This window comes from Halomonas sp. H10-59 (assembly GCF_040070555.1).
In the GTDB taxonomy this organism is placed as follows: domain Bacteria; phylum Pseudomonadota; class Gammaproteobacteria; order Pseudomonadales; family Halomonadaceae; genus Halomonas; species Halomonas litopenaei.
Window position 1 is genome coordinate 1,682,654 of sequence record NZ_CP098828.1, and the last position, 24,512, is coordinate 1,707,165.

The following is a 24,512-nucleotide window of genomic DNA, read 5'->3' on the forward strand; positions in this document are numbered from 1 at the left end:
TCCGGGGTGCAGGGATCGAAAGGCGATGTTTTTTTGTTGAAACGTCCGTTTGGTGTTATAGTGAACGGTGTTTGATAACCAACGACTGCCTGGCGACTGCACAATGATCAGACAACGTACCCTCAAGAATGTCATCCGCGCCACGGGCGTGGGACTGCACTCCGGCAAGAAGGTCTACCTGACGCTTCGCCCCGCGCCGGTGGACACGGGCATTGTGTTCGTGCGCACCGACCTCGAGCCGGAGGTCCGCATTCCCGCCCAGGCGTTGAATGTGACCGACACCACTCTCTGCACCGCCCTGTCTCAGAATGGTGAGAAGGTCGCGACCGTGGAGCACCTGATGTCCGCCTTCGCGGGTCTCGGCATCGACAATGCCTACGTCGATGTGAGCGCGCCCGAAGTGCCGATCATGGACGGTAGTGCCGGACCCTTCGTGTTCCTGATCCAGTCCGCCGGGATCCAGGAGCAGAGCGCGGCCAAGAAGTTCATCCGCATCAAGCGTGAGATCAAGGTCAGCGAAGGCGACAAGGAAGCCGTCTTCCTGCCCCATCAGGGCTTCAAGGTCTCCTTTGCCATCGACTTCGATCACCCAGTGTTCGAGGACCAGAAGCAGACCGCCATGGTCGACTTCTCCACGACGTCCTTCGTCAAGGAGGTGTCTCGCGCGCGGACCTTCGGCTTCATGCGTGATCTCGAGTACCTGCGCTCGAACAACCTGGCGCTTGGTGGCAGCCTCGACAATGCCATCGTGGTGGACGACTACCGCATCGTGAACGACGGTGGTCTGCGCTACGACGACGAGTTCGTCAAGCACAAGGTGCTGGACGCCATCGGTGACCTTTACCAGCTCGGCCACAGCCTGATCGGCGAGTTCCGTGGCGTGAAGTCCGGCCATGCGCTGAACAACCAGCTGTGTCGTGCGCTCATCGAGCAGCCCGAGGCCTGGGAGATCGTGACCTACGAGAGCGAAGCCGAATCGGCGCCGATTTCCTACGCGGCACCGGCCATGGCGTGATGCGAGCCTCGGTGATGGCCAGGCCAAGGTTAGCCCCGCAGATCGCCAGTCTTCCGTAGCAACTTGTCTTCGGCCATCACTTGCATGAACGCCGCCCCCCGGGGCGGCGTTCTGCTGTCTGGGGTTTCATGTTCGCCTCATGTTCACGTCATGTTCGGCGTCGCCAAGCGGCGCGGGCAGGGTCGGGAGGCCGCGGCGATTCATGTGCGGGGAACGCCGATGGGGTTAGGCGTCGTCTTTCCCTGAAGGCGACTCGGCGTGGGCCGCCAGGCGCTCCAGGGCGCGCTTGAGTCGCGGATCCTCGACATCGGCGGCGCAGCTCGAGAGCTCGTCACCGGCCTGGGCGGGCAGGCGCCTTACCTGGCGCGGCGCCACCTTGGCCGGGCGCACCGGACGTACCTTGAGGTGGAAGCCGGTCACCGCCTGGAACTCCGGCAACTGGTGCAGGCAGTCGAGCAGACGCGGCTGTTCGTAGCGCAGACGGGTCAGCCAGGCTGCGCCGTCGGTGATCAGGGTCAGGCGGCCGTCACGGAAGCCACCGACAAACAGGTGTTCCGCCAGAGTGGGCGAGAGTTCATTGCGCAGATGCTCCTGAGCGCGCTCGATCAGGCGCGCCATGCGCATCAGTCCGCCCAGTTCGCCGCGGCCCTGAAGAAGCCCTGTCATGGACTGGGCGCGGAACCGCTTAACCTTTATACTCATGTGCTTGTGTCTTGGGATGCCCCAGGATCAATGAATTTGTTGCTCGGCGGCGTTCGTCTGTGGAACGCAGGTGTCATGGCCGTTTGCATGATGGCCGCTCGAGTGATGGGCAGCCGGCATGGCGCCGGCCCGAGACTAGCACGCCAGGGAGTTCCCCGACAGCATGACTGCCATCGACCCACATCGCTGCTGCCCCCGCGAGGCTCGTGCCCGTCGGGTGGCCAGATGGTGGTTGGCAGGGCTGCTGGTGGGCTGCCTGCTGCCGGCGAGCCTGAGCGCCGCCGAATCTCCCCGAGCCACCGAGCGACTGGTGCAGATCTGCATCATGGCGCCGGCGGTCATCCGGGCCCATACCATGCTCAAGGCCTGCCGCCATCGGCTGGCCCGACATCCCCTCAAGACCCTGCCCAAACCATCGTCCCCGTCGGTGGCCTGGTCGGCGCCAATGCTGGTGCCGGTGGCCGCCCTCGACGTGGTGTCCCGCCGGGGTCCTCCTGACATCGCCTGAATTCGATGAAGCGTGACGGTCGCCAATGCCTGGCGGCCTCTTTTTCAGGTTCCAGATTTCAGGAAGTTTCATGATCAATTCTCTGCTGCGTAAAGTCGTCGGCTCCAAGAACGACCGCGACGTCAAGCGCATGTCCCGCCAGGTTCGCGCCGTCAATGAGCTCGAGCCGAGCCTCGAAGCCCTCGATGACGCTGCGCTGGCCGCCCGCACCGCTGAGTTCCGTGAGCGTCTGGCGGCCGGTGAGTCGCTCGATGCCCTGTTGCCCGAAGCCTTTGCCACCGTGCGCGAGGCCAGCAAGCGGGTGATGGGCATGCGTCACTTCGACGTACAGCTGATCGGCGGCATGACCTTGAACCGCGGCCGGATCGCCGAGATGAAGACCGGTGAGGGCAAGACCCTGGTCGCGACCCTGGCGGTGTACCTCAACGCCTTGCCCGGCAAGGGCGTGCACGTGGTCACGGTCAACGACTACCTGGCCCGGCGTGACGCCAACTGGATGCGCCCCCTGTACGAGTTCCTCGGCCTGTCGGTAGGCGTGATCTACTCCGGCCAGACCTCCGAGGAGAAGCGTGACTCCTACGCCTGCGACATCACCTACGGCACCAACAACGAGTTCGGCTTCGACTACCTGCGCGACAACATGGCGTTTTCGCTGGAAGACAAGGTTCAGCGGGAACTGCACTTTGCCATCGTCGACGAGGTGGACTCCATCCTTATCGATGAGGCGCGCACGCCGCTGATCATCTCCGGTGCGGTGGACGAGAACACCGAGCTGTACAAGGTGGTGGATCGGCTCGCCAGGGAGCTCACGCCCTGCAGCGACGAGGAAGATCCCGAAAGCGGCGACTTTACCCTCGACGAGAAGCAGAAGCAGGTCGAGGTGACCGAGCGCGGCCACCACAAGGTCGAGGAGCTGATGCGCGCCCAGGGGCTGCTCGGCGAGGACGACTCGCTCTACGCCGCCCAGAACCTCAACCTGTTGCAGCATATGCACTCGGCGCTGCGTGCGCGCCACCTGTACCACCCTGACGTCGACTATATTGTCAGCGAGGGACAGGTGGTCATCGTCGACGAACACACCGGGCGTACCATGCCGGGACGTCGCTGGTCAGAGGGCCTGCACCAGGCGGTGGAAGCCAAGGAGGGTGTGACCGTCCAGCGCGAGAGCCAGACCCTGGCCTCCACCACCTTCCAGAACTACTTCCGCTTGTACGAGAAGCTGTCCGGGATGACCGGTACCGCCGATACCGAGGCCTTCGAATTCCGTCAGATCTACGGGCTCGATGTGGTGGTCATCCCCACCAACAGGCCGCTGGCGCGCAAGGACATGAACGACCTCGTCTACCTCAGCGCCGAAGAGAAGTTCGAGGCGATCATCGAGGACGTCAAGGTCCAGGTCGAGGCCGGCCGTCCGGTGCTGGTGGGTACCGCGTCCATCGAGACGTCCGAATACCTGGCCGAGTTGATGCGCAAGGCGGGCATCGACTTCAACGTGCTCAACGCCAAGCAGCACCAGCGCGAGGCCGAGGTCATCGCCCAGGCCGGGCGCCCAGGTGCGGTGACCATCGCGACCAACATGGCCGGTCGTGGTACCGATATCGTGCTCGGCGGCAACTGGGAGGCCGAAGCGGCCAAGCTGGAAAACGCCAGCGACGCCGAGGTCGAGGCATTGAAGGAGGCCTGGCGCGAGCGCCACGAGGCGGTGCTGGCCGCCGGTGGTCTGCACGTCATCGGCTCCGAGCGCCATGAGTCACGGCGCATCGACAATCAGCTGCGTGGTCGTAGTGGCCGCCAGGGCGACCCGGGCTCGACCCGCTTCTTCCTGTCGCTGGAAGACAACCTGATGCGTCTGTTCGGTTCCGAACGGGTGCAGAAGCTGATGCAGGCGCTTGGCCTGGAGCGGGGCGAGGCCATCGAGCACAAGATGGTGTCCAACGCCGTCGAGCGTGCTCAGAAGAAGGTCGAGGGACGCAACTTCGATATCCGCAAGCAGCTGCTCGAGTACGATGACGTGGCCAACGATCAGCGTCGCGTGATCTACGAGCAGCGCAACGAGATCCTGGCCGCCAGCGACGTCTCCGACAACGTCATGGGCATTCGTGAAGAGGTGCTGGACGAGGCCATCAGTGCCTACGTGCCGCCCCAGAGCCTGCCCGAGCAGTGGGACCTGGCGGGGCTCGAGGCTCACCTCAAGAGCGAGTACCAGTTGGACGCGCCGGTGGTGCAGTGGGCCGAGGAGGACGAGCGCTTCCACGAGGAGCAGCTGCGCGAACGCCTGCAGACCCAGCATCGCGAGACCTACCAGGCCAAGGTCGCCATCGCTGGCGAGGAGCTGATGCGGCGCTTCGAGAAGCAGGTCATGCTGCAGGTGCTGGACACCCGCTGGAAGGAACACCTGCAGTCCATGGACCATCTGCGTCGTGGTATCCATCTGCGTGGCTACGCTCAGAAGAATCCGAAGCAGGAGTACAAGCGCGAATCCTTCGAGCTGTTCCAGAACCTGCTGACCAATATCAAGGCCGACGTCACCCGTATCCTCAGTCACGTGCAGGTGCGTGCCCCCGAGGAGGTGGACGCCCTGGAGCGTCAGCGTCGCGAGGCCCTGGCGCGCGAGAGCGCCCAGGCGGCCAGTCGCCACGACGCACCTGCCGCGACGGACGCCGAGATGGCCGACGAGGGCGGCGAGCGTCACGTCAACGAGGTTGCCGATCAGCGCCCGGTGCGTCGAGACGCCCCCAAGGTTGGCCGCAATGATCCCTGCCCCTGCGGCTCCGGCAAGAAGTACAAGCAGTGCTGCGGCAAGCTCAGCTGAGCAAGCCTCGCAACCCATGACGACGGCGACCCCGGGCTTCAAGGCCTGGGGTTGTCTTTGACGCAAGGAGAAAACAATGGCAGTCGGTGACAGCATTTTTCCGGCAATGGGGCCGATCCCCGGGGTTCGCCTGGGCAGTGCCATGGCAGGCATCAAGAAGCCGGGCCGGCGTGATCTGGTGGTGATCGAGGTGGCCCCGGGCGCCAGGGTGTCCGGCACCTTCACCCGCAACGCCTTCTGCGCGGCGCCGGTCCATGTGGCCCGCCAGCATCTGGCCGCGGGCGACGCGGTTCGCTACCTGGTCATCAATACCGGCAATGCCAACGCCGGCACCGGCGAGATCGGCATGCGCGACGCCCACGCCACCTGTCAGGCGCTGGCCGAACTCGCCGAGGTGTCGGCCGACCAGGTGCTGCCGTTCTCCACCGGCGTGATCGGCGAACCGCTGCCGATGGAGCGACTTCTCGGTGGCCTGCCAGAGGCGCTCGACCAGCTCGACGACGGTGGCGACGCCTGGGCTCGGGCGGCCGAAGGCATCCTCACCACCGACACCCGGACCAAGGGCGCGACCCGCCAGGTAACGCTCAAGCAGGGCACTGTCACCCTCAATGGCATCGCCAAGGGGTCGGGCATGATCCGTCCCGACATGGCCACCATGCTGGGTTTTGTCGCCACCGACGCGGCGATCGAGTCCGAGCGTCTTGATGCCCTGCTCAGGGAGGGCGTCAAGCGCTCGTTCAACAGCATCACCGTGGACTCCGATACCTCGACCAACGACGCCTGCATGCTGATCGCCACCGGCCAGGGCGCAGCACTCGCCGATGACGATGACGAGCGGATATTTCGTCAGGCCCTCGATGAGGTGCTGGTGGAGCTGGCCCAGGCGATCATTCGCGACGGCGAGGGTGCGACCAAGTTCGTCACCCTGGACGTCAGCGGCGCCCTGAGCGTCGAGGAGGCGCGCGAGGTAGCCTTTACGGTGGCCCATTCGCCGCTGGTAAAGACCGCACTGTACGCCAGTGACGCCAACTGGGGCCGTATCCTCGCCGCGGTGGGGCGTGCCCGGGTCGAGGACTTCGATGTCGATCGGGTGACCATCGATCTGGGTGATGTGCGCCTGGTCGAGAACGGTGGGCGTGCAGAGGGCTACAGTGAGGACGCCGGCAGTGCGGTGATGGCGGCAGAAGAGATCACCATTGCCATCGATCTGGGGCGTGGTGACGCTGCCGCGCGGGTGTGGACCTCCGACCTGTCTCACGACTATGTATCGATCAACGCCGACTACCGTAGTTGATTCCGCATGGGTTCGTCGGCGGCAGATGAATCTCGGCCAGTGAATCGGTATCCTGTGTCGTCTTTTTTGCCTGTCCGGCGGGTAGCGGTGGAGCCGATCCATCGGCGATGCATCAGCGGCAGATGAATCTCGGCGAGCGAATCGGTATCCTATGCCGACTTTTATCGCCCTCCCGACTGAAAACTGGTGCGGGCGTGGCCCGCGAACCGAAGCTGGTATTGTTGAATGAACACTATGGTGAAGAGAAGGGTGCACGTGGCGGCGGCCGCCATCATCAGCCCGAACGGTGACGAAGTGCTGCTGGCCCGGCGTCCTTCCAATGTGGACCACGGCGGCCTGTGGGAGTTTCCCGGTGGCAAGCTGGCGCCCTACGAGACCGGGCTTGAGGCGCTCAAGCGCGAGCTGCACGAAGAACTCGGCATCGAAATTCGTCGCGCCCAACCGCTGATTCGCATCCACCACGAGTACTCCGACAAGCACATTCTGCTCGACGTCTGGCAGGTCAAGGACTTCTCAGGTGAGCCCTTCGGTCGAGAAGGACAGGCGGTACGCTGGGTGCCCATGGGCGAACTGATTGGCTATCCCTTCCCGGCCGCCAACCTGCCGATCCTGCGTGCGGTGATGCTGCCCTCGGAATACCTGATCAGTGACGAGGAAGCCGACGAGGGCGCCTTCGACGCCAAGCTCGAGCGGGCCCTCGAGGAAGATGGCGTGCGTCTGGTTCAGCTGCGCGCCAAGACCCTCGACGAGGACGCCTACGTGGCCCGTGCGGAGCGTGCCCTGGCGCTGTGCCGTCGTTACGGTGCCAAGCTGATGCTCAACGGTGAACCGGAGCTGCTCGAGCGGATCGATGCCGATGGTATCCATCTGACCAGCGAGCGGCTGATGGGCCTGGAGCGTCGCCCCATCGCCGAGGCCAAGTGGTTGGCGGCCTCGACCCACGACAAGGCCCAGCTCGACCAGGCCCACGCCATTGGCTGCGACTTCGTGACCCTGTCACCGCTGCGCACCACTCCGTCCCATCCGGAAGTGGCACCGATCGGCTGGCATGACTTCCAGCAACTGGTCGAACGCGCTGGCATGCCGGTCTACGCGCTGGGTGGCATGACGCGCCACGACGCCAGCCATGCCCGCGCCGTGGGGGCCCAGGGGATCGCCTCGATCCGCGACTTCTGGCGCTAAGGCGTTGGCGAAAAGGGCCAGCGCCGGCCGCTAGCTACCAGATGCAAGAAACCCCGCCAGGGAGACCTGGCGGGGTTTCTTGCGTTCAGGGGCATGTCGTTCCATTGTCGCGTGGCTCTGTTCTCAAGCTCGACGAGCGTCGGCGCTTTTCGTACAAGCCCTGGGCTTTATGCGAGAAGTCGACGAAGCCCGGCTCTTTGGCGGCAAGCCCTAGTCGCGGTAGCGGCGGGTCAGGTCCCCATAGGCATCGATGCGCCGGTCCCGCAGGTAGGGCCAGATCCGACGCACGTTTTCGCCATGGTCGAGATCCAGGGTCACCAGCAGGGTCTCGGGCTCGGTGCCGGCGTGGGCCAGCAGCTCCCCCTGGGGCCCGGCAACAAAGCTGCCACCCCAGAAGTCGATGCCTTCGCTGACCTTCGAGTGATCCTCCTCGTGGCCCACCCGGTTGGCGACCAGTACCGGGACGCCGTTGGCCACGGCGTGGCTGCGCTGGATCAGCGTCCAGGCGTCCTTCTGGCGCGTCTTCTCGGCGTCGTCGTCGCTCGGCGCCCAGCCGATGGCGGTGGGGTAGAGCAGCAGTTCGGCACCGGCCAGGGCCATCAGGCGCGCGGCCTCCGGGTACCACTGATCCCAGCACACCAGTACCCCGAGCCGGCCCACCGAGGTGTCGATGGGGGTGAACCCTTGTCCGAGAGAGGCGTCATGATCTCCGGGGGTGAAGTAGAACTTCTCGTAGAAGCCCGGGTCGTCGGGGATATGCATCTTGCGGTAGTGACCCACCGCGCCCTTGGCGCCGTCGTAGACCACCGCCGTGTTGTGATAGATGCCCGGCGCGCGGCGCTCGAACAGCGAGCCCATCAGCACGATGTCGAGCTCCGCGGCGAGTTCGGCCAGTCGTGTGCCGGTGGGCCCGTCCAGCGGCTCCGCCAGGTCGAACAGGGCCGGATCCTCGTACTGACAGAAGTAGTGGGTGGCGTGGAGTTCCTGCAGCATCACCAGTCTGGCACCGCGGCCGGCGAGATCGCGGATGCTCGCTTCACTGGCGTCGAGACTTCTGGCCTTGTCGGGCCAGGCGGGTTGCTGGACCAGGCCTACGGTCAATTGGCGCGTCATCGGCGGTCTCCTTCGGCGGTGGTGGTGGCGGCGGCGAGAGCCCCCTGGGGCCACTGCATGGTCAGGCAGTGCAGGCTGCCGTGTTGAACGATGGCGGCGCTGGCGTCCACCGGGATGACATCCCGGTCGGGGAAGGCTCCGGCCAGGGCGTCGAGCGCCGCCAGATCGTGACGATCGCCGTAGACCGGCACCAGCACCGCCCCGTTGATGATCAGGAAGTTGGCATAGGTGGCCGGCAGGCGGTGGCCATCCTCGGCGTCATGGCAGGCGCCAGGCCAGGGCAGCGGTACCAGGCGATAGGGCGAGCCGTCCGCGCGGGTCAGCGCCTTGAGTTCGCGCTCCATGGCGGCGAGCTCGGCGTAGTGCGCATCGCTCGGATCATCGCAGCGCACATAGGCGATGGTCTGGGGATCACAGAAGCGCGCCAGGGTATCGATATGGCTGTCGGTATCGTCGCCTTCGAGATGTCCGTGGCAGAGCCACAGCACCCGTTGGATGCCCAGCGTCTCGGCCAGCCAGGTCTCGATATCGGCCCGTGACATCGAGGGGTTGCGGTTGGGATTGAGCAGACAGGCCTCGGTGGTCAGCAGCGTCCCCTCGCCATCGGTCTCCAGGGCGCCGCCCTCCATGATCACCGCGCTATCGCTTGTCGCGCAGGCGATCAAGCCGGCATCCTTGAGCTGGCGGGTCAGGGTGTTGTCGCGATCGGCCGGAAACTTGCCGCCCCAGCCGTTGAAGCCGAGGTCATGGAAGGTAACGCCGTCGCCGTCACCGGTCGCCAGTGGGCCATGGTCACGGGCCCAGGTGTCGTCGGCGTCGACCACGGTCAGGCGCAGACGCTCGGGTACCGCGCCGCGGGCCAGCAGGCGGCCTGACAGCGCCTCGCCGGTGTCACGGTCGGGCACCCCGATGATCACGCTCTGATAACGACTGATGATCAGGGCGAGCTGCTCGAGCATCGCCTCGATGGCGGGCAGCGTCGGCGCCCAGTCGCTGTCGCAGCGGGGCCAGGTCAGCTGGACGGCATCCTGAGGGTGCCATTCGGGTAGCAGGCGGGGCATGGGTGATGTCCTGGGGCCAAGAAACGGCGAAATGTAGGCGGCTGTGATCGAAGATGCAAGGATCTCGCAATTCCTCTGCCGTGGCGATGCAGTCGCTCGCAAAAAACCGTACCATGACGGCCCGCCGACAAGGAACGAGTCCATGCTTGATCGATTGCCCTTTCTGATCGGGTTGCGTTATGTGCGAGCCAAGCGACGCAACCACTTCATTTCGTTCATCTCGCTGACCTCCATGCTGGGTCTTACCCTGGGCGTGGCGGTGCTGATACTGGTGCTCTCGGTGATGAACGGCTTCGACCGGGAGCTGCGCCAGCGGGTGCTGGGCATGGTGCCCCACACCCAGATCGAACAGGCCGGTGGGATGACCGACTGGCAGCCCCTGGCCGAGCGCCTGACCCAGCGCGAACATGTCATCGGGGCGGCGCCCTATATCCAGCAGCAGGGCATGTTCTCGGTGGCCGGGCGCAATCAGGGCGCCATGGTCAACGGCATCGAGCCCGAGTGGGAGAGCCGGGTGTCGATCGTCGACGAGAACATGTCGCGTGGCTCGCTGGACGACCTCAAGGCAGGGGAGTGGCACATCGTGCTCGGCTCCATCCTCGCCAACAACCTCAACGTCGACGTGGGGGACAGCGTGACCCTGCTGGTGCCGGAGGCCTCGATCACCCCGGCAGGCGTCTTCCCCAGGCTCAAGCGCTTCACCGTCAGTGGCATCTTCAGTGTCGGTGCCGACCTGGACGCCAACCTGGCCTACGCCAACATCGAGGACATGCAGACCCTGGCGCGCATGGGTGACAGCATTGGCGGGCTGCGTCTGGAACTCGACGATCTGTTCCTGGCCGGTCAGGAGACCCAGGCCATCGTCAATGAGCTGGGCGGTGGCTATCGCGGCTACGACTGGACCTTCACCCGGGGCAACCTGTTCCAGGCGATCCAGATGGAAAAGCGCATGATCGGCCTGCTGCTGACCGTGATCATCGCCGTGGCTGCCTTCAATATCGTCTCGACCCTGGTGATGGTGGTGACCGACAAGCACGCCGACATCGCCATCCTGCGGACCATAGGCGCCACCCCGGGTTCGATCATGGGCATCTTCATGGTCCAGGGTATCGCCATCGGGGTGATCGGTATCGTCATCGGGGTCGCGCTGGGTATTCTGCTGGCGCTGACGGTGTCCGATATCATTGCCTTCGTCGAGTCGACCCTGGGTATCCACTTCCTCGACGCGGGGGTCTACTTCATCAGTGACCTGCCGTCCCAGCTGATCTGGAGCGATGTCTATCAGATCGTGGGGGCCGCCTTCGTGCTGACTTTCCTGTCCACCCTGTATCCGGCCTGGCGCGCGGCGCGGGTCCAGCCTGCCGAGGTGCTGCGCTATGAATGATTCGGTAATCGCCAAGCCTGGTGTCGAGGCGTCGACCCCCGCCGGCAACGATCTGATGCTCGAGTGCCGCGAGTTGTCCCGGGTCTACGATGAAGGTCCCGCCGACCTGGTGGTGCTCGACCAGCTCGAGCTCAAGGTGCACGCCGGCGAGCGGGTCGCGGTGGTCGGCAGTTCCGGCTCCGGCAAGACCACCCTGCTCAACCTGCTCGGTGGCCTCGACAGCCCCAGCGCCGGCGAAGTACGGGTGGCCGACACCGTGTTGCACAAGATGGGCGACGCCGAGATCGGGCGCTTCCGCAATCGCCACATCGGCTTCGTCTACCAGTTCCACCATCTGCTGGCGGAGTTCTCGGCGCTGGAGAACGTGGCGCTGCCGTTGATCATTCGCGGTAGCCGCAAGCGTGACGCCGAGGACAAGGCGCGTGCTCTGCTGGACAAGGTAGGGCTGGGCCCCAGGGCCGAACACAAGCCCGGCGAGCTGTCCGGCGGTGAGCGCCAGCGTGCGGCGATCGCCAGGGCCTTGGTCACCGATCCCAGCCTGATGCTGATGGACGAGCCCACCGGCAACCTCGACAAGCACACCGCCGCCAGCATCCTGGCGCTGATGGATGAGCTTGCCGCCAGCGCTCGCTGCGCCTTCGTCATCGTCACCCATGACCCGGCCCTGGCCGCCCATCAGGACCGCGTGCTGAGACTCGACAACGGCAAGCTGCACGCCGAGTAGGTCTTTCGCAGCGTCCAGAAGAAGCCAGAAGAAGGCCCCGATGCAATCGCATCGGGGCCTTCTTTCGTAGGGGATTGCTCGTCCGGGCTTTTTCGTCCGGGCTTTCTCGGCAGACCAGCGGGAACGGCGCCGGGCCGAGCAGGGCCTTTTGCGCAGGCTGGGTCGATGCGGCTGGGTCAGTGCGGCTGGGTCCTGCGGCGTCGCCGGCGCGCGCGTGCCTTCCAGCTGCGTGCCACCTGCCAGCGCCACAGCAGGCGTATCACCAGGTTGGCCAGGCCTCCCACGGCGATCGCCGCCACCAGCGAGCCGATCAGCAGGGACGGCAGGATGTCCAGCAACTGGGACTGCAGCCAGTCGGTGGTCAGCCGGTGGGGCGCCTCCAGCGCCGGGCGTTGCATCAGCCAGGCGCCGAGACAGTAGTTGGCGTAGAAGATGATCGGCATCGTCAGCGGGTTGGTGATCCACACCAGAGCCACCGACAGCGGCAGATTGCAGCGTCCGACACGGGCGCCGAGGGCGGCGACGACCATCTGACACGGGATCGGCAGCAGCGCGCTGAACAGGCCAACGCTGAAGGCGTTGGCCACGCTACGGCGTGTCAGCACCCACAGGGCGGGGTCGGCGATCAGATGCGCCATGAAGCGTAGCGAGCGCTGCCGGCGCAGGGCGTCCGGCGAGGGCAGATAGCGCTTGAGTAGTCGACGCGGCATGGCGAATCAGCTCGAGGCTGCGGATGCGTGGCTATTATCCATACAAGCCGCCGCCCTTGCCATGACGTCGGCCAACGATGGGCATGCGCGACGCCGTCAACGGGCTGTCGGGCTCCAGGGCCCCAGGGCTTCAGGGCTCTAATGCTCCAGGGCTCCAGAGAGAGGGCGATGGAATCTGACGAAGATTGGCAACGATCGATGCGTCGGCCGTCAGGCCGCCTCTGGCAAGGCACCTGTTCCCTCTCGCTGGCATGGGCGCTGGCCTTGGGCAGCGTCCTTGGAGGCGCCGGTCTGACGCTGTCCGAGGCCGCCCTCGGCCTGAATCTGCTGACAGTGGCGGCACTGGTATCACTGGCCTTGCGCCGGACGGCGGCGCTGCTGGTCTGTCTGGCCGGGCTGTGGGTGCTTGGCTGTCTGTTGCAGCAGCAGGCGGCCCGCTTGCCCTCGGGGCTTGCCGGGGTGCCGCTGACGGTCGAGGGGCGGGTGTTGGCAAGTCGCCAGAGCGATGGCCTGCAGCGTCTGACCATGAGGGTCGAGAGCTGCCGTCCCCTGGAAGCCGGGCTGCCTGACTGCTCGGGACTCGAGCGGATACGGGTCAGTCGCTATAGCACCATGGACGGTGAGGTCGGGACCGCGTCGGCAACAGCGCACACGATGATGGCCGTCGGTGAGCGCTGGCGCATCAATGTACGACTGCGCCCACCTGGTGGCCTCGCCAATCCCGGGCGCTTCGACTATCGCCGCTGGCTGTGGCGGGAAGGCATCCACGCCACCGGGTCGGTCATCGGACAACCGCCGCCCGAACGCTTGATGGCCGCACCGGGGGACCCACGTCAGGCCCTGCTGCGACAGCTCGATGGACAGCCGCTGCACGAGACCACGCAGCGCTGGCTGGCGGCCTTGACCCTGGGGCGTGGCGAGCGGCTCGAGGCCGACGACTGGGCGCTGCTCAACGCCACCGGGACGACCCATCTGGCGGTGGTGTCCGGGCTGCACGTGGGCCTGGTGGCGGCGCTGGCGCTGTCCCTGTCGCGCCTGGTGGCGCGGTTGATTCAGCCGGGGCGCTGGCGGCTGTTGCGTTGGCCGTGGCTGGCCGCCGCAACGGCCACCACCGGCTTTGTCTGGCTGGTCGGCGCCGAACCGCCGGCGCTGCGGGCACTGGTGATGGTCCTTATTGCCCTTTGGGTGGCCGGGGGGCGGCATTCTCCTTCGCCGTGGCAGGGCTGGGCACTGGCCTGGGCGGTGGTCGTGCTGTGGGATCCTCTGGCGCTGTGGCGCCCCGGGCTTTGGCTGTCCTTCGGTGCTGTGGCCCTGCTGATCCTGATGTGGCAGGGCAGGCAGGCGACCTCCGGCATCAAGGGCGCCTTGACGGTGCTGCTGCGCACCCAGCTGTTGCTGGCGTTGCCCATGGCGGGCCTGGTGCTGCTGGCCCTGGGCACGATGTCGCCGCTGGCCCCCCTGGCCAATCTGGTCGCGGTACCCCTGGTGACGCTGGTGCTGGTGCCGCTGGGGATGCTGGGCTGGGTGCTGTCGACGGTGTCGTCTGAGGCGGCGATGGCGAGCTGGTGGCTGTTCGAAGCGGGCCTCGAGGTGATGCTGGCGTCGTTGCGGATGTTCGCCGAACTGTCACCCGGTCTGTCACTGCGAGAAGGAGGGCGCTGGACGCTGGGCATTCTGCTGCTGGGCCTGGGCGCGCTGCTGTTGCTGCCTGGCCTGGGTGCCGGGCTGCGATCAGCAAGCCTCCTGGCACTTGTTGCGGCCATGGCGATGATGCCGGCCTTCGGTGGCAGGCCTGGACCGGGCGAGGTACGGCTGATGGTCTGGGACGTGGGGCAGGGGCTGATGGTGGAGCTGATCACCGCCCGTCATCGACTGCTGTACGACAGCGGTCCTCGCTTTCGCTCCGGCTTTACGCCGCTGGCGTCCATCTGGGCATCTCCGCAAGCCTTCGACGAGGTGGTGATCAGCCACGCTGACCAGGACCACGCAGGAGGACTCGCCAGCCTGGCGCGCGATCACCGGGTGGCTCATTGGTGGCACCCCGAGGGCGAGACGCTGGCGCTGTCGGCGCACGCGCCGCGACACCCTTGTCATGCCGGGGAGGGCTGGCGCTGGGACGGTGTCGACTTCACCTTTCTGTGGCCGCCTGCCTCGGCCGGCAGCGCAACGGCAAGCGACGTTGCCGGGCATGGCAGCAATGATCGCTCCTGCGTGCTGCTGGTGAGTACCGCCGGTGGCAGTGTGTTGCTTACCGGCGATGCGGGAAAACGCGTCGAGCGCTTCCTGATTCCACAGTTGCCGCAGACGCCTGCGGTGCTGGTGGTGGGGCATCACGGCAGTGCGGACAGCACCAGCGCCGCCCTGGTGGCGGCCAGGCCGCCCCGCCTGGCGGTGATTTCCCGCGGTGCCTACAATGGCTTCGGTCATCCTGCCGACCAGGTGGTGCGTCGCCTGCGACGCGCCGGCAGTTGCCTGATGGACACCGCTGTGGATGGGCGGGTGAACATCCTCCTGTCGCAGGTCGGGATAGCGGCGGCGCAGGGTATCCATCCCCGTCTGACCGGTGGCGGTGTCGAAGGCCCCTGCCATGGGGTAGAATCGCGGCACTGAATCTCACTGCCCTGTGTGTCGGCCGGCCAGGAGCGACGCCGCGTCCGCTGTCGGCGGCAGACGGCCGTGCGGGTCCGGGTGATCGCCACCTGGACCATCCGCGGCGGCCAGACAGGACCGATTCCCTCGCAACTGGAGCCAACGTGATCGAATACTCCGGCTGGACGCTCTACAAGCGTCTTCTTGGTTACGTCAAACCCTTCTGGAAGTCCTTTCTCGTCGCCGTGGTCGGCTACGCCATCTACGCGGCGTCCAGTACCGCCCTGGCCGAGATGATGAAGCGCCTGATCGATGGCATCCAGAATCCCGACGCCGCCTTTCGTCTGTTTCTGCCGCTGTTCGTCGTCGGCATGTTCGGCGCCAGGGGTGTCGGCACCTTTCTCGGCACCTACTTCATGAGCAACGTTGCACGCAACATGGTGCACGCGCTGCGCTGTGACGTCTTCAACCATATGCTGCGCCTGCCGGGGCGCTTCTTTGACAATCATTCTTCCGGCCACCTGATCTCGCGGGTGACCTACCATGTGGAGCAGGTGACCGGCGCAGGCACCAAGGCGATCACGGTAATCCTGCAGGAAGGGCTGTTCGTGCTCGGCCTGCTGGGCTATCTGCTGTGGACCAACTGGATGCTGACGCTCTTGTTCATGGCAGTGACGCCGCTGATTGGTGGCGTGGTGAGCTACGCCAGCAAGCGCTTTCGGCGCATTTCCAAGCGCATCCAGCGCTCCATGGGGGACGTCACCCACGTCGCCTCCGAGGCCTTGACCGGCTACCGCGTGGTGCGTACCCACGGCGCCGAGAAATACGAGATGGGGCGCTTCCACGACGCCAGTGAAGTCAACCGTCGCCAGAGCCTGAAGGAGGCCCTGACCAAGGCCACCAGCACTCCGGTCATCCAGATGCTGGTGGCACTGTCGCTGGCGCTGCTGGTGTGGCTTGCCATGTCACCGGCGCTGATGGACAACATGACGCCGGGTGAATTCGTGGCCTTCATCACCGCCGCCTCGCTGATGGCCAAGCCGATTCGCTCGCTCAGCGAGATCAACGGCACCATCCAGAAGGGCATCGCTGCCTCCAGTGAACTGTTCGGGCTGCTCGACGAGCCTGAGGAACGCGATACCGGAACCCTGATGCCCGAGCGCCTGCAGGGGCGGATACAGCTCGAACAGGTGCGCTTCGCCTACGGAGACGATCAGCCCGAGGTGCTCAAGGGCATCGACCTGGACGTGCGCAAGGGCGAGATGGTGGCCATCGTCGGCCGCTCGGGCAGCGGCAAGTCGACCCTGGTCAGCCTGTTGCCGCGCTTCTACCGACCGACGGGCGGGCGTATCCTGATCGATGGCACCCCCATCGAGGAGTACCAGCTGACGGCGCTACGACAGCAGATTGCGCTGGTGTCCCAGCAGGTCACCCTGTTCAACGCCACCATCGCCGAGAACATCGCCTACGGGGTCCCCGATGCCGATCCTGCTGACATCGAGGCGGCGGCCCGCGCCGCCCACGCCCATGAGTTCATCGAGCGCATGCCCGGCGGCTACCAGGCGCTGGTCGGAGACAACGGCGTGATGCTCTCCGGTGGTCAGCGTCAGCGCATGGCGATCGCTCGGGCGATCTTCAAGGATGCTCCCATCCTGATCCTCGACGAGGCGACCTCGGCGCTGGACACCGAGTCCGAGCGCCATATCCAGGCAGCCCTGGAAGAGGTCTGCAAGGACCGCACCACCCTGGTCATCGCCCACCGCCTGTCGACCATCGAACGGGCCGACCGCATCCTGGTCATGGAGCAGGGCGAGATCATCGAGCAGGGCTCCCACGCCGAGCTGCTGGAACGCGACGGCGGTGCCTACGCCGCGTTGCACCAGCTGCAATTCCAGGAGGCGTAGATGGGGCTTGGGCAGCGCTGGCTCGAGGCGGCCTATCGTGGGGCTCCCTGGCTTGCCGTCCTGCGGCCGCTAGAGGCGCTCTATCGCCGCGAGGTACGCCGGCGAGCCGACGCCTTTGCGCGTGGCGACAAACCGGTGTGGCGCGCTTCGGTACCCGTCATCGTGGTCGGCAACCTGACTCTCGGCGGCACCGGCAAGTCGCCGCTGGTCGCCTGGATGGGGCGGCACCTGGCCGAACACGGCTTTCGCCCCGGGATTCTGTCACGGGGCTACGGTGGCAAGGCCGATGGCTACCCGCTGCACCTTGCCGCCGATACACCAGTAGCGGCCAGCGGCGATGAGCCGCGAATGCTGGCCGATCAGACCGGGCTGCCGGTGGTGGTCGATCCGGACCGCCCGCGTGGGGCCCAGTGCCTGATCGACGCCGGTTGTGACGTCATCGTCACCGACGACGGTCTTCAGCACCATGCCCTGGGGCGTGATCTCGAGGTGGTGGTGGTGGACGCCAAGCGAGGCTTCGGCAACGGGCGCTGCCTGCCGGCAGGGCCGCTGCGCGAACCGCTGGAGCGGCTGGAGCGCATCGACGCGCTGATCGTCAACGGCGAATCGTCGAGCGCGCTTGCCGCCGACGGCTTCACCATGCAACTGGAGCCCGCCTGCTGGCGCAGGGTCGGTGACGACGAGCGGCGTCCACTGACGCCGCTGCCTTTCGCCACGCCGGTCACCGCGGTGGCAGGGATCGGTCATCCGGAGCGTTTCTTTACCACCCTGTCGGAGCTGGGAGTCGCCCATCGACCGGCCCCCTTTTCCGACCATCACCGGTTCAGCCCGGCCGACCTGACGACCAGCGACCAGCGACCTGTGGTGATGACCGCCAAGGATGCGGTCAAGTGTCGAAGCTTTGTTCCCGACGATTGCTGGGCCCTGGATGTCGAGGCTAGACCCGAGGCGTCCTTCGTGGCCTGGTTCGATCGGCGAGTGTCCGCCTGGCGAGGCACCGACGATGCGCAGGTCGCTCATGATACCGGGATCGCGCAGCGGCAGAGTGACTGAGCACTGCCGCCGAAGGCTCAAATTCAACAGGAGAAACGATGATGGACAAGGAACTACTGGCGATGCTGGTGTGCCCCCAGTGCCAGGGCAAGCTGCGCTACGACCGCGATGCCGGCGAGCTGTGCTGCCAGTTCGATGGCCTGGCCTATCCGATCCGTGACGGCATCCCGGTGATGCTGGTCGAGGAGGCGCGGGTCATGGAGGTCGACGAGACCCTCAAGACCAACCCCGGGCGGGGCACCTCCAGCACGGACGAGACGTGAAGGAGCGCTAGACGATGCAGGATTTTATCGTTGTCATACCGGCGCGTTACGGCTCGAGTCGTCTGCCCGGAAAGCCGCTGGCAGATATCGCCGGCCGACCCATGGTCGCCCGGGTCTGGGATCAGGCCCGGCGCTCCTCGGCTAGCCGAGTGGTGATCGCCACCGACGATGCGCGCATCGAAAGCGTGATGCTCGAGCTGGGCGCCGAGGTAGTGATGACCCGCGAGGACCATACCACCGGGACCGATCGGCTGGCGGAGGTGGTCGAGCGCCTGGCGCTGCCGGACGAGGCGGTGCTGGTCAACGTCCAGGGGGACGAACCGCTGTTGCCGCCCGAACTGATCGATCAGGTGGCGGGGCGCCTGATGCGCGACGAGGGCGCCTCGGTCGCGACCCTGGCCGAGTCCATTGGCGACGTCGATACCTTGTTCAACCCCAATGTGGTCAAGGTAACCCGGGCCGCATCGGGCAGGGCGCTGAGCTTTTCTCGCGCCCCGATGCCCTGGGACCGGGAGGGCTTTCGTGAGCCTCCGACGCTGCTCACCACCGACGCTTGGCTACGCCATATTGGCCTCTATGCCTATCGAGCGAGCTTTCTGCGGGCCTTCAGCCAGTGGCTGCCGGCTCCCATCGAACAGCTCGAACAGCTCGAGCAGTTGCGTGCGCTGCACTATGGGCACGCCATCCAGGTGGCGCTGGCCGAGCAGACGCCCGGGGCGGGGGTGGACACCGCCGAGGATCTTGAGCGGGTTCGCGCCCATTTCGGCGGCCAGCAGACGTCGCCGGACCAGTGAAGGCCAACGATCAGGAGACAAGCATGCGGGTACTGTTCGTATGTCTGGGCAATATCTGCCGCTCGCCCACCGCCGAGGGGGTAGTGAGGCAGCGACTCGAGGAGCACGGTCTGGCGGACCGGGTGGTGCTGGATTCCTGCGGCACCGGGCCCTGGCACGTAGGTGAGCCACCGGATGCCCGCGCCCAGCAGGCCGCGCGCAAACGGGGTATCGACCTGTCGGCCCTGCGCGGTCGCCAGCTCGAGGCCGCCGATTTCGAAACATGTGACTACCTGCTGGCGATGGACGCCGACAACTTGAGCGTGCTCGAGCGCCAGGCGCCGGCGAATTGCCAGGCCCATATCGGCCTCTTGATGGAGTTCGCCGGGGAGCCCGGCGTTGCGGTGCCGGACCCCTACTACGAGGGCGGTTTCGATGGCGTCTACGCGATGATCGAGCGTGCCGCCGATGGCCTGGTGGCCACCTTGTCGCAACGTCTGGGGGCGTCCTCTTGAGGCCCGTCATAGGCCTCGATCAGGACTTGACCCGAGCCAATACCCTGGGGCTGCCCTGTGTCGCCGAAGAGGTCGTCGACGTCTTCAGTCGTGATCAGCTCGCCTCCCTGATCAGGCAGGTCGGAGACCGCCGATTGACCCTGCTCTCCGGCGGCAGCAATCTGATTCTGCCCGACTATCTGCCGGGGATGACGCTGCGACCGCGGCTCGATTACTGGTGGGTCGAGCGGCGCGGACAGGATGCGCTGGTGCATGTCGGTGCCGGGGTCAACTGGCATCGACTGGTCATGGCGCTGGCGTCGAAGGGGTGGTGGGGCATCGAGAATCTGGCGCTGATACCCGGGCACTGTGGTGCGGCACCGGTACAGAACATCGGTGCCTATGGGGTCGAACTGGCCGATGTGCTTGAGTCGGTGACCCTGGTCCATCGCGACAGTGGTGCGGTGGAAAGCTTGCCGGCTGGTGCCTGTGGCTTCGGCTATCGGGAGAGCCGCTTCAAGGGGGAGTGGGACGGCAAGGTCATCATCACCGACCTCACCTTGAGGGTCAGCCGTCACGGCGCGCCGAAGCTTGGCTACGGCGATCTGGCGTCCCGGGTGGGGGAGAACCCCGGCCCTCTGGCGGTGGCCGAGGCGGTCTGCCAGGTGCGCCGCGAGAAGCTGCCCGACCCAGAGCAGCTCGGCAATGCCGGCAGCTTCTTCAAGAATCCTGTGGTCGAGGCAGCGCGTGCCGGGGCGCTGCGTGAGAGCTATCCGGGTATGCCGGCCTATGAACTGGAAGACGGACGGGTCAAGCTGGCGGCGGGGTGGCTGATCGATCAGTGCGGCCTCAAGGGCTGGCGACAGGGTCACTTTGGCGTCCATGATCGTCAGGCGCTGGTGCTGGTGCACCACGGTGGCGGCAATGCCACGGAATTGCTGGCGTTCGCCGACCAGGTGTCCGCGCGGGTCGCCGAACGCTTCGGTGTGACGCTCGAACGAGAGCCGCGTCTGGCCTGACCAGCATCTGGCCTGATTAGTAGCACCTGACTTGGCCAGCACCTGACTTGGCCGGCGCCGAAGGCGCTGTGTGACTATCGAAAGCGCATAAATGAAAAAACGCCCGCGTCCTTGGACGCGGGCGTTTTGCTTTCCGGCGAGTGATCAGCTGTTGTGGCCGTCACTTGCCTTTTCGGCCTCGAGCTTGCGACGCTCGCGCGGGTCGTTGTGGGCCCGGCGACGGCGACGGCGGCGAGGCGCCTGGCCATCATCAGTGGCGCCACTCAAGGCGTCGTCTTCTGCCTTGGCTTCTGTCCTGGCGTCGTCGGCCTTGGCGTCAGTCTTGGGCGCCTCGGCTTTCTCTTCCGCCTTGGCATCGGCCTTGGGTGCCTCCGCTTTCTCTGCAGCTTTCGCTACGGCTTTCTCTGCAGGTTGGGCGTCAGCCTTGGGAGTCTCGGCCTTTGGCGTCTCGGCCTTGGCTTCGGCTTTCGGCTCGGCTTTCTCTGTAGGCTTGGTGTCAGCCTTGGGAGTCTCGGCCTTTGGCGTCTCGGCCTTTGGCGTCTCGGCCTTGGGGACCTCAGCCTTGGCTTCGGCTTTCGGCTCGGCTTTCTCGTCAGCTTTCTCTGCAGGCTTGGTGTCAGCCTTGGGGGCCTCAGTCTTGGGAGCCTCGGGCTTGGGAGCCTCGGGCTTGGGAGCCTCAGCCTTGGCTTCGGCTTTCGGTTCGGCTTTCTCTGCAGGCTGGGCGTCCGCCTTGGGAGTCTCGGCCTTGGCTTCGGCTTTCGGCTCGGCTTTCTCTCCAGGCTGGGCGTCAGCCTTGGGAGCCTTGGCTTCGGTCTTCGGCTCGTCCTTCTCTACGGGCTTGGCGTCGTCCGACTTGGGAGTCTCGGCGTTGGCGACGGCCTTGTCGTCAGCCTTGGGAGCCTCGGCTTTGGCACCGGCCTTGGCGTCAGCCTTGGCAGTCTCGGCTTTGGCATCGGGCTTGGCGTCAGCCTTGGGGGCCTCGGCTTTGGCATCGGCCTTGGCGTCAGCCTTGGGAGCCTCGGCCTTGGCGTCAGTCTTGGCGTCAGCCTTGGGGGCTTCGGCTTTTGTTTCGCCTTTTGTTTCGGCTTTTGCTTCAGGCTGGGTCTGTTCGGCCGTAGCTTCCGTAGCGCTTGCCTGGCCCGCATCGGGCTGAGCTTCCTGAGCCGCGGCCGCTTCCGCCTGCAGGCGTTGCTGCTCTTTCAGCGCCTCGGGGTTGATGGCCTGCTTGCGGCTCCGGTTGCGCGGATTGTTGCGGGTGCGCTTGGGCTTGCTGTCCTTGGCAGCATCGCTGCTGGCAGCATCTGCCTGCTGCGTTTCACCGCGGCTGGCCGAACGGGGCGACTTGTTGTCGTCGCTCTTGCGGCTATCCGGCTGGCGGCTTTCCTGCTGACGACCCTCCTGCTGACGACCCTCTTGCTGGCGTCCTTCAGCCTGGCGGTTGTCCTGCTGACGATTGTCGTCGCGGCGAGAGCGCTGGCGGTTGTCGTTGCCGTCATTTCTGTCGGCTCGAGTGTCTGCCTTGCTGTCGGTGCGTGCGTCGTTTCGAGTCTCGCTGCGAGCGTCGGTGCGGCTGTCGCTCTTGGCGGCCGGCTGGCGGCGTTCCTGCTGGCGACGATCCTGGCTGTTGCCATCGCTACGGTTGGATCTGTTGCTGCTCTGGCGCTGGCCGCTCTGGCTGCCACCACGGCGATTGCGCTGTCGCGTGTCGCTACCGCGCTGCTGGCCGCTGTCGCTGCGCTGTTGGGCGCCGCGCTGAGCATTGTCGTCGCGACTCGAGGACTGAGTGCGAGTGCTGCTCGAGCCTTGGCTGCCGCTCGTGGCGCCGTTACTGGTTTCTTCCTCGCCGCCGAGGAAGCGAGCGAAGCCCTTGACCAGTCGACCGAACAGGCCGGCGTTCTGAACCGCCTGACGAGACTCTGCGGGGCTCTGACGGCCTGACTGGCGATTAGCCTGAGGGCTGCTCTGCCTGCGGCTGGACGACGAGGCCTGGCGACCGGATTGAGCGCCCTGAGCGCTGGGCTGACGACTGGGCTGTGCGGGCTTGTCCTCGCTGGCGGCCTCTTCCTGGCTCAAGGAAGCGGGGGCAGGGGCGTTGTGGACCACGCTCTTGACCGCGGCTTCGGCGCGTTGCACCGGCTTGCCGAAGGCGGCGTCGGGCTCCTTGCCGACCTCGGTGTCGGTGGACAGCTCGAAACTGGAGGCGTTGGCGGTGCCTTCCTCGTCGACGTGGTCGTCGCGCAGACGCTGGACGTCGTAGTGGGGGGTGTCCATGTCCGGGCTTGGCAGGATGACCACGCGGACGCCCTGGCGACGCTCGATATCGGCCAGGATGGCGCGCTTCTCGTTAAGCAGATAGGTAGCGACAGGCACCGGCAGGATGGCGCGGATCTGAGCGCTGCGCTCCTTCATGGCCTCTTCTTCGATCAGGCGCATGACCGACAGCGAGAGCGAACGCACGTCACGGATGGTGCCCTGGCCGTCACAGCGGGGGCATACCACGCCGCTGGTTTCGCCGAGGGACGGGCGCAGACGCTGACGCGACATTTCCATCAGGCCAAAGCGCGAAATACGGCCGATCTGTACCCGGGCACGGTCGAGCTTGAGGGCATCGCGAGCGCGGTTTTCGACCTCGCGCTGGTTGCGTGCTGGCCCCATGTCGATGAAGTCGATGACCACCAGGCCGCCGATGTCACGCAGGCGCAACTGGCGAGCGATCTCGTCGGCCGCCTCCAGATTGGTCTGCAGCGCAGTCTCTTCGATGTCACTGCCGCGTGTCGCTCGCGCCGAGTTGATGTCGATGGACACCAGTGCCTCGGTGTGGTCGATCACGATGGAGCCGCCGGAGGGCAGCTTCACTTCACGCTCGTAGGCGGTCTCGATCTGCGACTCGATCTGGAAGCGCGAGAACAGCGGCACCTCGTCGGCGTACAGCTTGATCTTCTGCTGGTAGGACGGCATCACCTGGCGAATGAAGGCCAGCGCCTCCTGGTGCACCTCGGGGCTGTCGATCAGTACCTCGCCGATATCCTGGCGCAGGTAGTCGCGCATGGCGCGAATGATGACATTGGACTCGCGGTAGATCAGGAAGGGGGCGGCGCGCTTGCCGGCTTCCTCGGTGATGGATTCCCACACCTGTACCAGGTAGTCGAGGTCCCACTGCAGCTCTTCGGGCGACCGACCGATACCGGCGGTGCGCACGATCAGGCCCATCTTGTCGGGCACGCTGAGCTGGCCCATGGCTTCCTTCAGCTGGGCGCGTTCCTCGCCCTCGATGCGACGCGAGATGCCGCCTGCGCGGGCGTTGTTGGGCATCAGCACCAGGAAGCGACCGGCCAGGCTGACAAAGGTGGTCAGGGCGGCGCCCTTGTTGCCACGCTCTTCCTTGTCGACCTGAACGATGACTTCCTGACCTTCCTTCAGTACTTCCTTGATGCTGGGGCGGCCGGAAGGCTCCTTGACGAAGTACTCGCGAGCAATTTCCTTGAGGGGCAGAAAACCGTGGCGTTCGGCGCCGAAATCGACAAAGGCGGCTTCGAGGGAGGGTTCCACGCGGGTGATCTTGCCGCGATAGATATTGGCTTTTTTCTGTTCCCTGGCACCGGATTCGATGTCCAGGTCGTACAGGCGTTGTCCATCCACCAGGGCAACACGCAGCTCTTCGGGCTGGGTCGCGTTGATGAGCATCCGTTTCATGTTGTCTCGCAATATGGGCGCGCCGGAGGGCGCCCATGGGCAACGGCAAGGGTGAACCGTTGGTGCAGCGTGCTTGTGCTCAGCGCATGTCGCGGAAGCTGCGCCCGGCCGCGACGTTACTTCATCAGGAACGTCACGGCATGATCATGTTGAGTACGGGGCGGAGGGAGGACGTGTCTCGGTGGGGCCTTGCCCATCCGGTCCTGCCGTCACCGCCAA

19 protein-coding genes are annotated in these 24,512 nt (G+C 65.8%); 14 read left to right on the forward strand and 5 right to left on the reverse strand.

Translation table 11 applies throughout. From position 1 onward, the window contains the following. Positions 1-103 precede the first annotated feature (103 nt). The gene (gene lpxC / locus NFG57_RS07540; RefSeq protein WP_045993384.1) at positions 104-1,015 is read left to right on the forward strand and encodes a UDP-3-O-acyl-N-acetylglucosamine deacetylase; all 912 of its coding nucleotides are present in this window, start codon (positions 104-106) and stop codon (positions 1,013-1,015) included. Between the two features lie 225 nt (positions 1,016-1,240). Here lpxC and NFG57_RS07545 read toward each other — a convergent pair whose 3' ends face one another. Then, complete coding sequence (locus NFG57_RS07545) at positions 1,241-1,717, reverse strand: DciA family protein (protein WP_045993385.1); 477 nt, start codon at positions 1,715-1,717, stop codon at positions 1,241-1,243. A gap of 163 nt (positions 1,718-1,880) precedes the next feature. Here NFG57_RS07545 and NFG57_RS07550 point away from each other — a divergent pair, with 163 nt between their 5' ends. The 4 genes from NFG57_RS07550 (at position 1,881) to NFG57_RS07565 (ending at position 7,513) form a co-directional block, all read left to right on the forward strand. Further along, positions 1,881-2,225 carry a hypothetical protein gene (locus NFG57_RS07550; RefSeq protein WP_222569329.1) on the forward strand — a complete coding sequence of 115 codons (345 nt, stop codon included), beginning with the start codon at positions 1,881-1,883 and terminating at the stop codon, positions 2,223-2,225. Positions 2,226-2,295: 70 nt separating this feature from the next. After that, entirely contained in the window at positions 2,296-5,037 is a 2,742-nt protein-coding gene (gene secA, locus NFG57_RS07555) for a preprotein translocase subunit SecA (protein WP_213228685.1), read from the forward strand. Positions 5,038-5,113: 76 nt separating this feature from the next. Beyond that, complete coding sequence (argJ, locus tag NFG57_RS07560; protein ID WP_222516966.1) at positions 5,114-6,331, forward strand: bifunctional glutamate N-acetyltransferase/amino-acid acetyltransferase ArgJ; 1,218 nt, start codon at positions 5,114-5,116, stop codon at positions 6,329-6,331. Between the two features lie 234 nt (positions 6,332-6,565). After that, positions 6,566-7,513, forward strand: coding sequence for a Nudix family hydrolase (locus NFG57_RS07565; RefSeq protein WP_348816163.1), 948 nt, complete (start codon positions 6,566-6,568; stop codon positions 7,511-7,513). A 210-nt stretch (positions 7,514-7,723) separates the two neighbouring features. On the opposite strand, the gene NFG57_RS07570 is transcribed toward NFG57_RS07565, so the two are convergent. Together NFG57_RS07570 and NFG57_RS07575 are read right to left on the reverse strand one after the other, a co-directional pair. Next, positions 7,724-8,626 carry a carbon-nitrogen hydrolase gene (locus tag NFG57_RS07570; protein ID WP_348815803.1) on the reverse strand — a complete coding sequence of 301 codons (903 nt, stop codon included), beginning with the start codon at positions 8,624-8,626 and terminating at the stop codon, positions 7,724-7,726. Continuing rightward, positions 8,623-9,687 (reverse strand): agmatine deiminase family protein, encoded by a 1,065-nt coding sequence (locus NFG57_RS07575; RefSeq protein ID WP_348815804.1) that lies wholly within the window; start codon positions 9,685-9,687, stop codon positions 8,623-8,625. Before NFG57_RS07575 ends, NFG57_RS07570 begins: the two co-directional genes overlap by 4 nt. 142 nt (positions 9,688-9,829) lie before the next feature. Here NFG57_RS07575 and NFG57_RS07580 point away from each other — a divergent pair, with 142 nt between their 5' ends. Further along, complete coding sequence (locus tag NFG57_RS07580) at positions 9,830-11,071, forward strand: lipoprotein-releasing ABC transporter permease subunit (RefSeq protein WP_045993392.1); 1,242 nt, start codon at positions 9,830-9,832, stop codon at positions 11,069-11,071. After that, a complete protein-coding gene (locus NFG57_RS07585) occupies positions 11,064-11,795 on the forward strand; it encodes an ATP-binding cassette domain-containing protein (RefSeq protein ID WP_045993393.1) in 732 nt (243 codons plus the stop codon). The genes NFG57_RS07580 and NFG57_RS07585 overlap by 8 nt, the downstream gene beginning before the upstream one ends. 176 nt (positions 11,796-11,971) lie before the next feature. On the opposite strand, the gene NFG57_RS07590 is transcribed toward NFG57_RS07585, so the two are convergent. Next, entirely contained in the window at positions 11,972-12,505 is a 534-nt protein-coding gene (locus tag NFG57_RS07590) for a DUF2062 domain-containing protein (protein ID WP_045993394.1), read from the reverse strand. A gap of 168 nt (positions 12,506-12,673) precedes the next feature. Here NFG57_RS07590 and NFG57_RS07595 point away from each other — a divergent pair, with 168 nt between their 5' ends. The 7 genes from NFG57_RS07595 to murB all read left to right on the forward strand — a co-directional run bounded on the left by NFG57_RS07595 (position 12,674) and on the right by murB (position 20,600). After that, a complete protein-coding gene (locus NFG57_RS07595; protein ID WP_348815805.1) occupies positions 12,674-15,115 on the forward strand; it encodes a DNA internalization-related competence protein ComEC/Rec2 in 2,442 nt (813 codons plus the stop codon). Between the two features lie 146 nt (positions 15,116-15,261). Next, entirely contained in the window at positions 15,262-16,998 is a 1,737-nt protein-coding gene (gene msbA / locus NFG57_RS07600; RefSeq protein ID WP_045993428.1) for a lipid A export permease/ATP-binding protein MsbA, read from the forward strand. Further along, positions 16,999-18,051 carry a tetraacyldisaccharide 4'-kinase gene (gene lpxK, locus NFG57_RS07605; RefSeq protein WP_348815806.1) on the forward strand — a complete coding sequence of 351 codons (1,053 nt, stop codon included), beginning with the start codon at positions 16,999-17,001 and terminating at the stop codon, positions 18,049-18,051. It abuts the gene before it with no gap. Between the two features lie 41 nt (positions 18,052-18,092). Then, positions 18,093-18,314: a Trm112 family protein gene (locus NFG57_RS07610; protein WP_108132807.1), complete on the forward strand. Its 222-nt coding sequence runs from the start codon at positions 18,093-18,095 to the stop codon at positions 18,312-18,314. 14 nt (positions 18,315-18,328) lie between these two features. After that, the gene (gene kdsB / locus NFG57_RS07615; protein WP_108132673.1) at positions 18,329-19,108 is read left to right on the forward strand and encodes a 3-deoxy-manno-octulosonate cytidylyltransferase; all 780 of its coding nucleotides are present in this window, start codon (positions 18,329-18,331) and stop codon (positions 19,106-19,108) included. Between the two features lie 23 nt (positions 19,109-19,131). Continuing rightward, positions 19,132-19,602 (forward strand): low molecular weight protein-tyrosine-phosphatase, encoded by a 471-nt coding sequence (locus NFG57_RS07620; RefSeq protein ID WP_124804364.1) that lies wholly within the window; start codon positions 19,132-19,134, stop codon positions 19,600-19,602. A 26-nt stretch (positions 19,603-19,628) separates the two neighbouring features. Continuing rightward, entirely contained in the window at positions 19,629-20,600 is a 972-nt protein-coding gene (gene murB, locus NFG57_RS07625) for a UDP-N-acetylmuramate dehydrogenase (protein ID WP_240184122.1), read from the forward strand. Positions 20,601-20,744: 144 nt separating this feature from the next. On the opposite strand, the gene rne is transcribed toward murB, so the two are convergent. Further along, entirely contained in the window at positions 20,745-24,293 is a 3,549-nt protein-coding gene (gene rne / locus NFG57_RS07630; protein WP_348815808.1) for a ribonuclease E, read from the reverse strand. Positions 24,294-24,512: the final 219 nt, after the last annotated feature.

Excerpts from the sequence above, each read along its gene's own strand:
- lpxK (WP_348815806.1), top strand. The coding sequence starts at position 16,999 with ATGGGGCTTGGGCAGCGCTGGCTCGAGGCGGCCTATCGTGGGGCTCCC.
- NFG57_RS07585 (WP_045993393.1), top strand. The coding sequence starts at position 11,064 with ATGAATGATTCGGTAATCGCCAAGCCTGGTGTCGAGGCGTCGACCCCC.
- NFG57_RS07570 (WP_348815803.1), bottom strand. The coding sequence starts at position 8,626 with ATGACGCGCCAATTGACCGTAGGCCTGGTCCAGCAACCCGCCTGGCCC.
- NFG57_RS07590 (WP_045993394.1), bottom strand. The coding sequence starts at position 12,505 with ATGCCGCGTCGACTACTCAAGCGCTATCTGCCCTCGCCGGACGCCCTG.
- NFG57_RS07595 (WP_348815805.1), top strand. The coding sequence starts at position 12,674 with ATGGAATCTGACGAAGATTGGCAACGATCGATGCGTCGGCCGTCAGGC.
- NFG57_RS07575 (WP_348815804.1), bottom strand. The coding sequence starts at position 9,687 with ATGCCCCGCCTGCTACCCGAATGGCACCCTCAGGATGCCGTCCAGCTG.
- argJ (WP_222516966.1), top strand. The coding sequence starts at position 5,114 with ATGGCAGTCGGTGACAGCATTTTTCCGGCAATGGGGCCGATCCCCGGG.
- NFG57_RS07565 (WP_348816163.1), top strand. The coding sequence starts at position 6,566 with ATGGTGAAGAGAAGGGTGCACGTGGCGGCGGCCGCCATCATCAGCCCG.
- secA (WP_213228685.1), top strand. The coding sequence starts at position 2,296 with ATGATCAATTCTCTGCTGCGTAAAGTCGTCGGCTCCAAGAACGACCGC.
- NFG57_RS07620 (WP_124804364.1), top strand. The coding sequence starts at position 19,132 with ATGCGGGTACTGTTCGTATGTCTGGGCAATATCTGCCGCTCGCCCACC.
- NFG57_RS07580 (WP_045993392.1), top strand. The coding sequence starts at position 9,830 with ATGCTTGATCGATTGCCCTTTCTGATCGGGTTGCGTTATGTGCGAGCC.
- NFG57_RS07545 (WP_045993385.1), bottom strand. The coding sequence starts at position 1,717 with ATGAGTATAAAGGTTAAGCGGTTCCGCGCCCAGTCCATGACAGGGCTT.
- NFG57_RS07610 (WP_108132807.1), top strand. The coding sequence starts at position 18,093 with ATGGACAAGGAACTACTGGCGATGCTGGTGTGCCCCCAGTGCCAGGGC.
- rne (WP_348815808.1), bottom strand. The coding sequence starts at position 24,293 with ATGAAACGGATGCTCATCAACGCGACCCAGCCCGAAGAGCTGCGTGTT.
- kdsB (WP_108132673.1), top strand. The coding sequence starts at position 18,329 with ATGCAGGATTTTATCGTTGTCATACCGGCGCGTTACGGCTCGAGTCGT.
- lpxC (WP_045993384.1), top strand. The coding sequence starts at position 104 with ATGATCAGACAACGTACCCTCAAGAATGTCATCCGCGCCACGGGCGTG.
- NFG57_RS07550 (WP_222569329.1), top strand. The coding sequence starts at position 1,881 with ATGACTGCCATCGACCCACATCGCTGCTGCCCCCGCGAGGCTCGTGCC.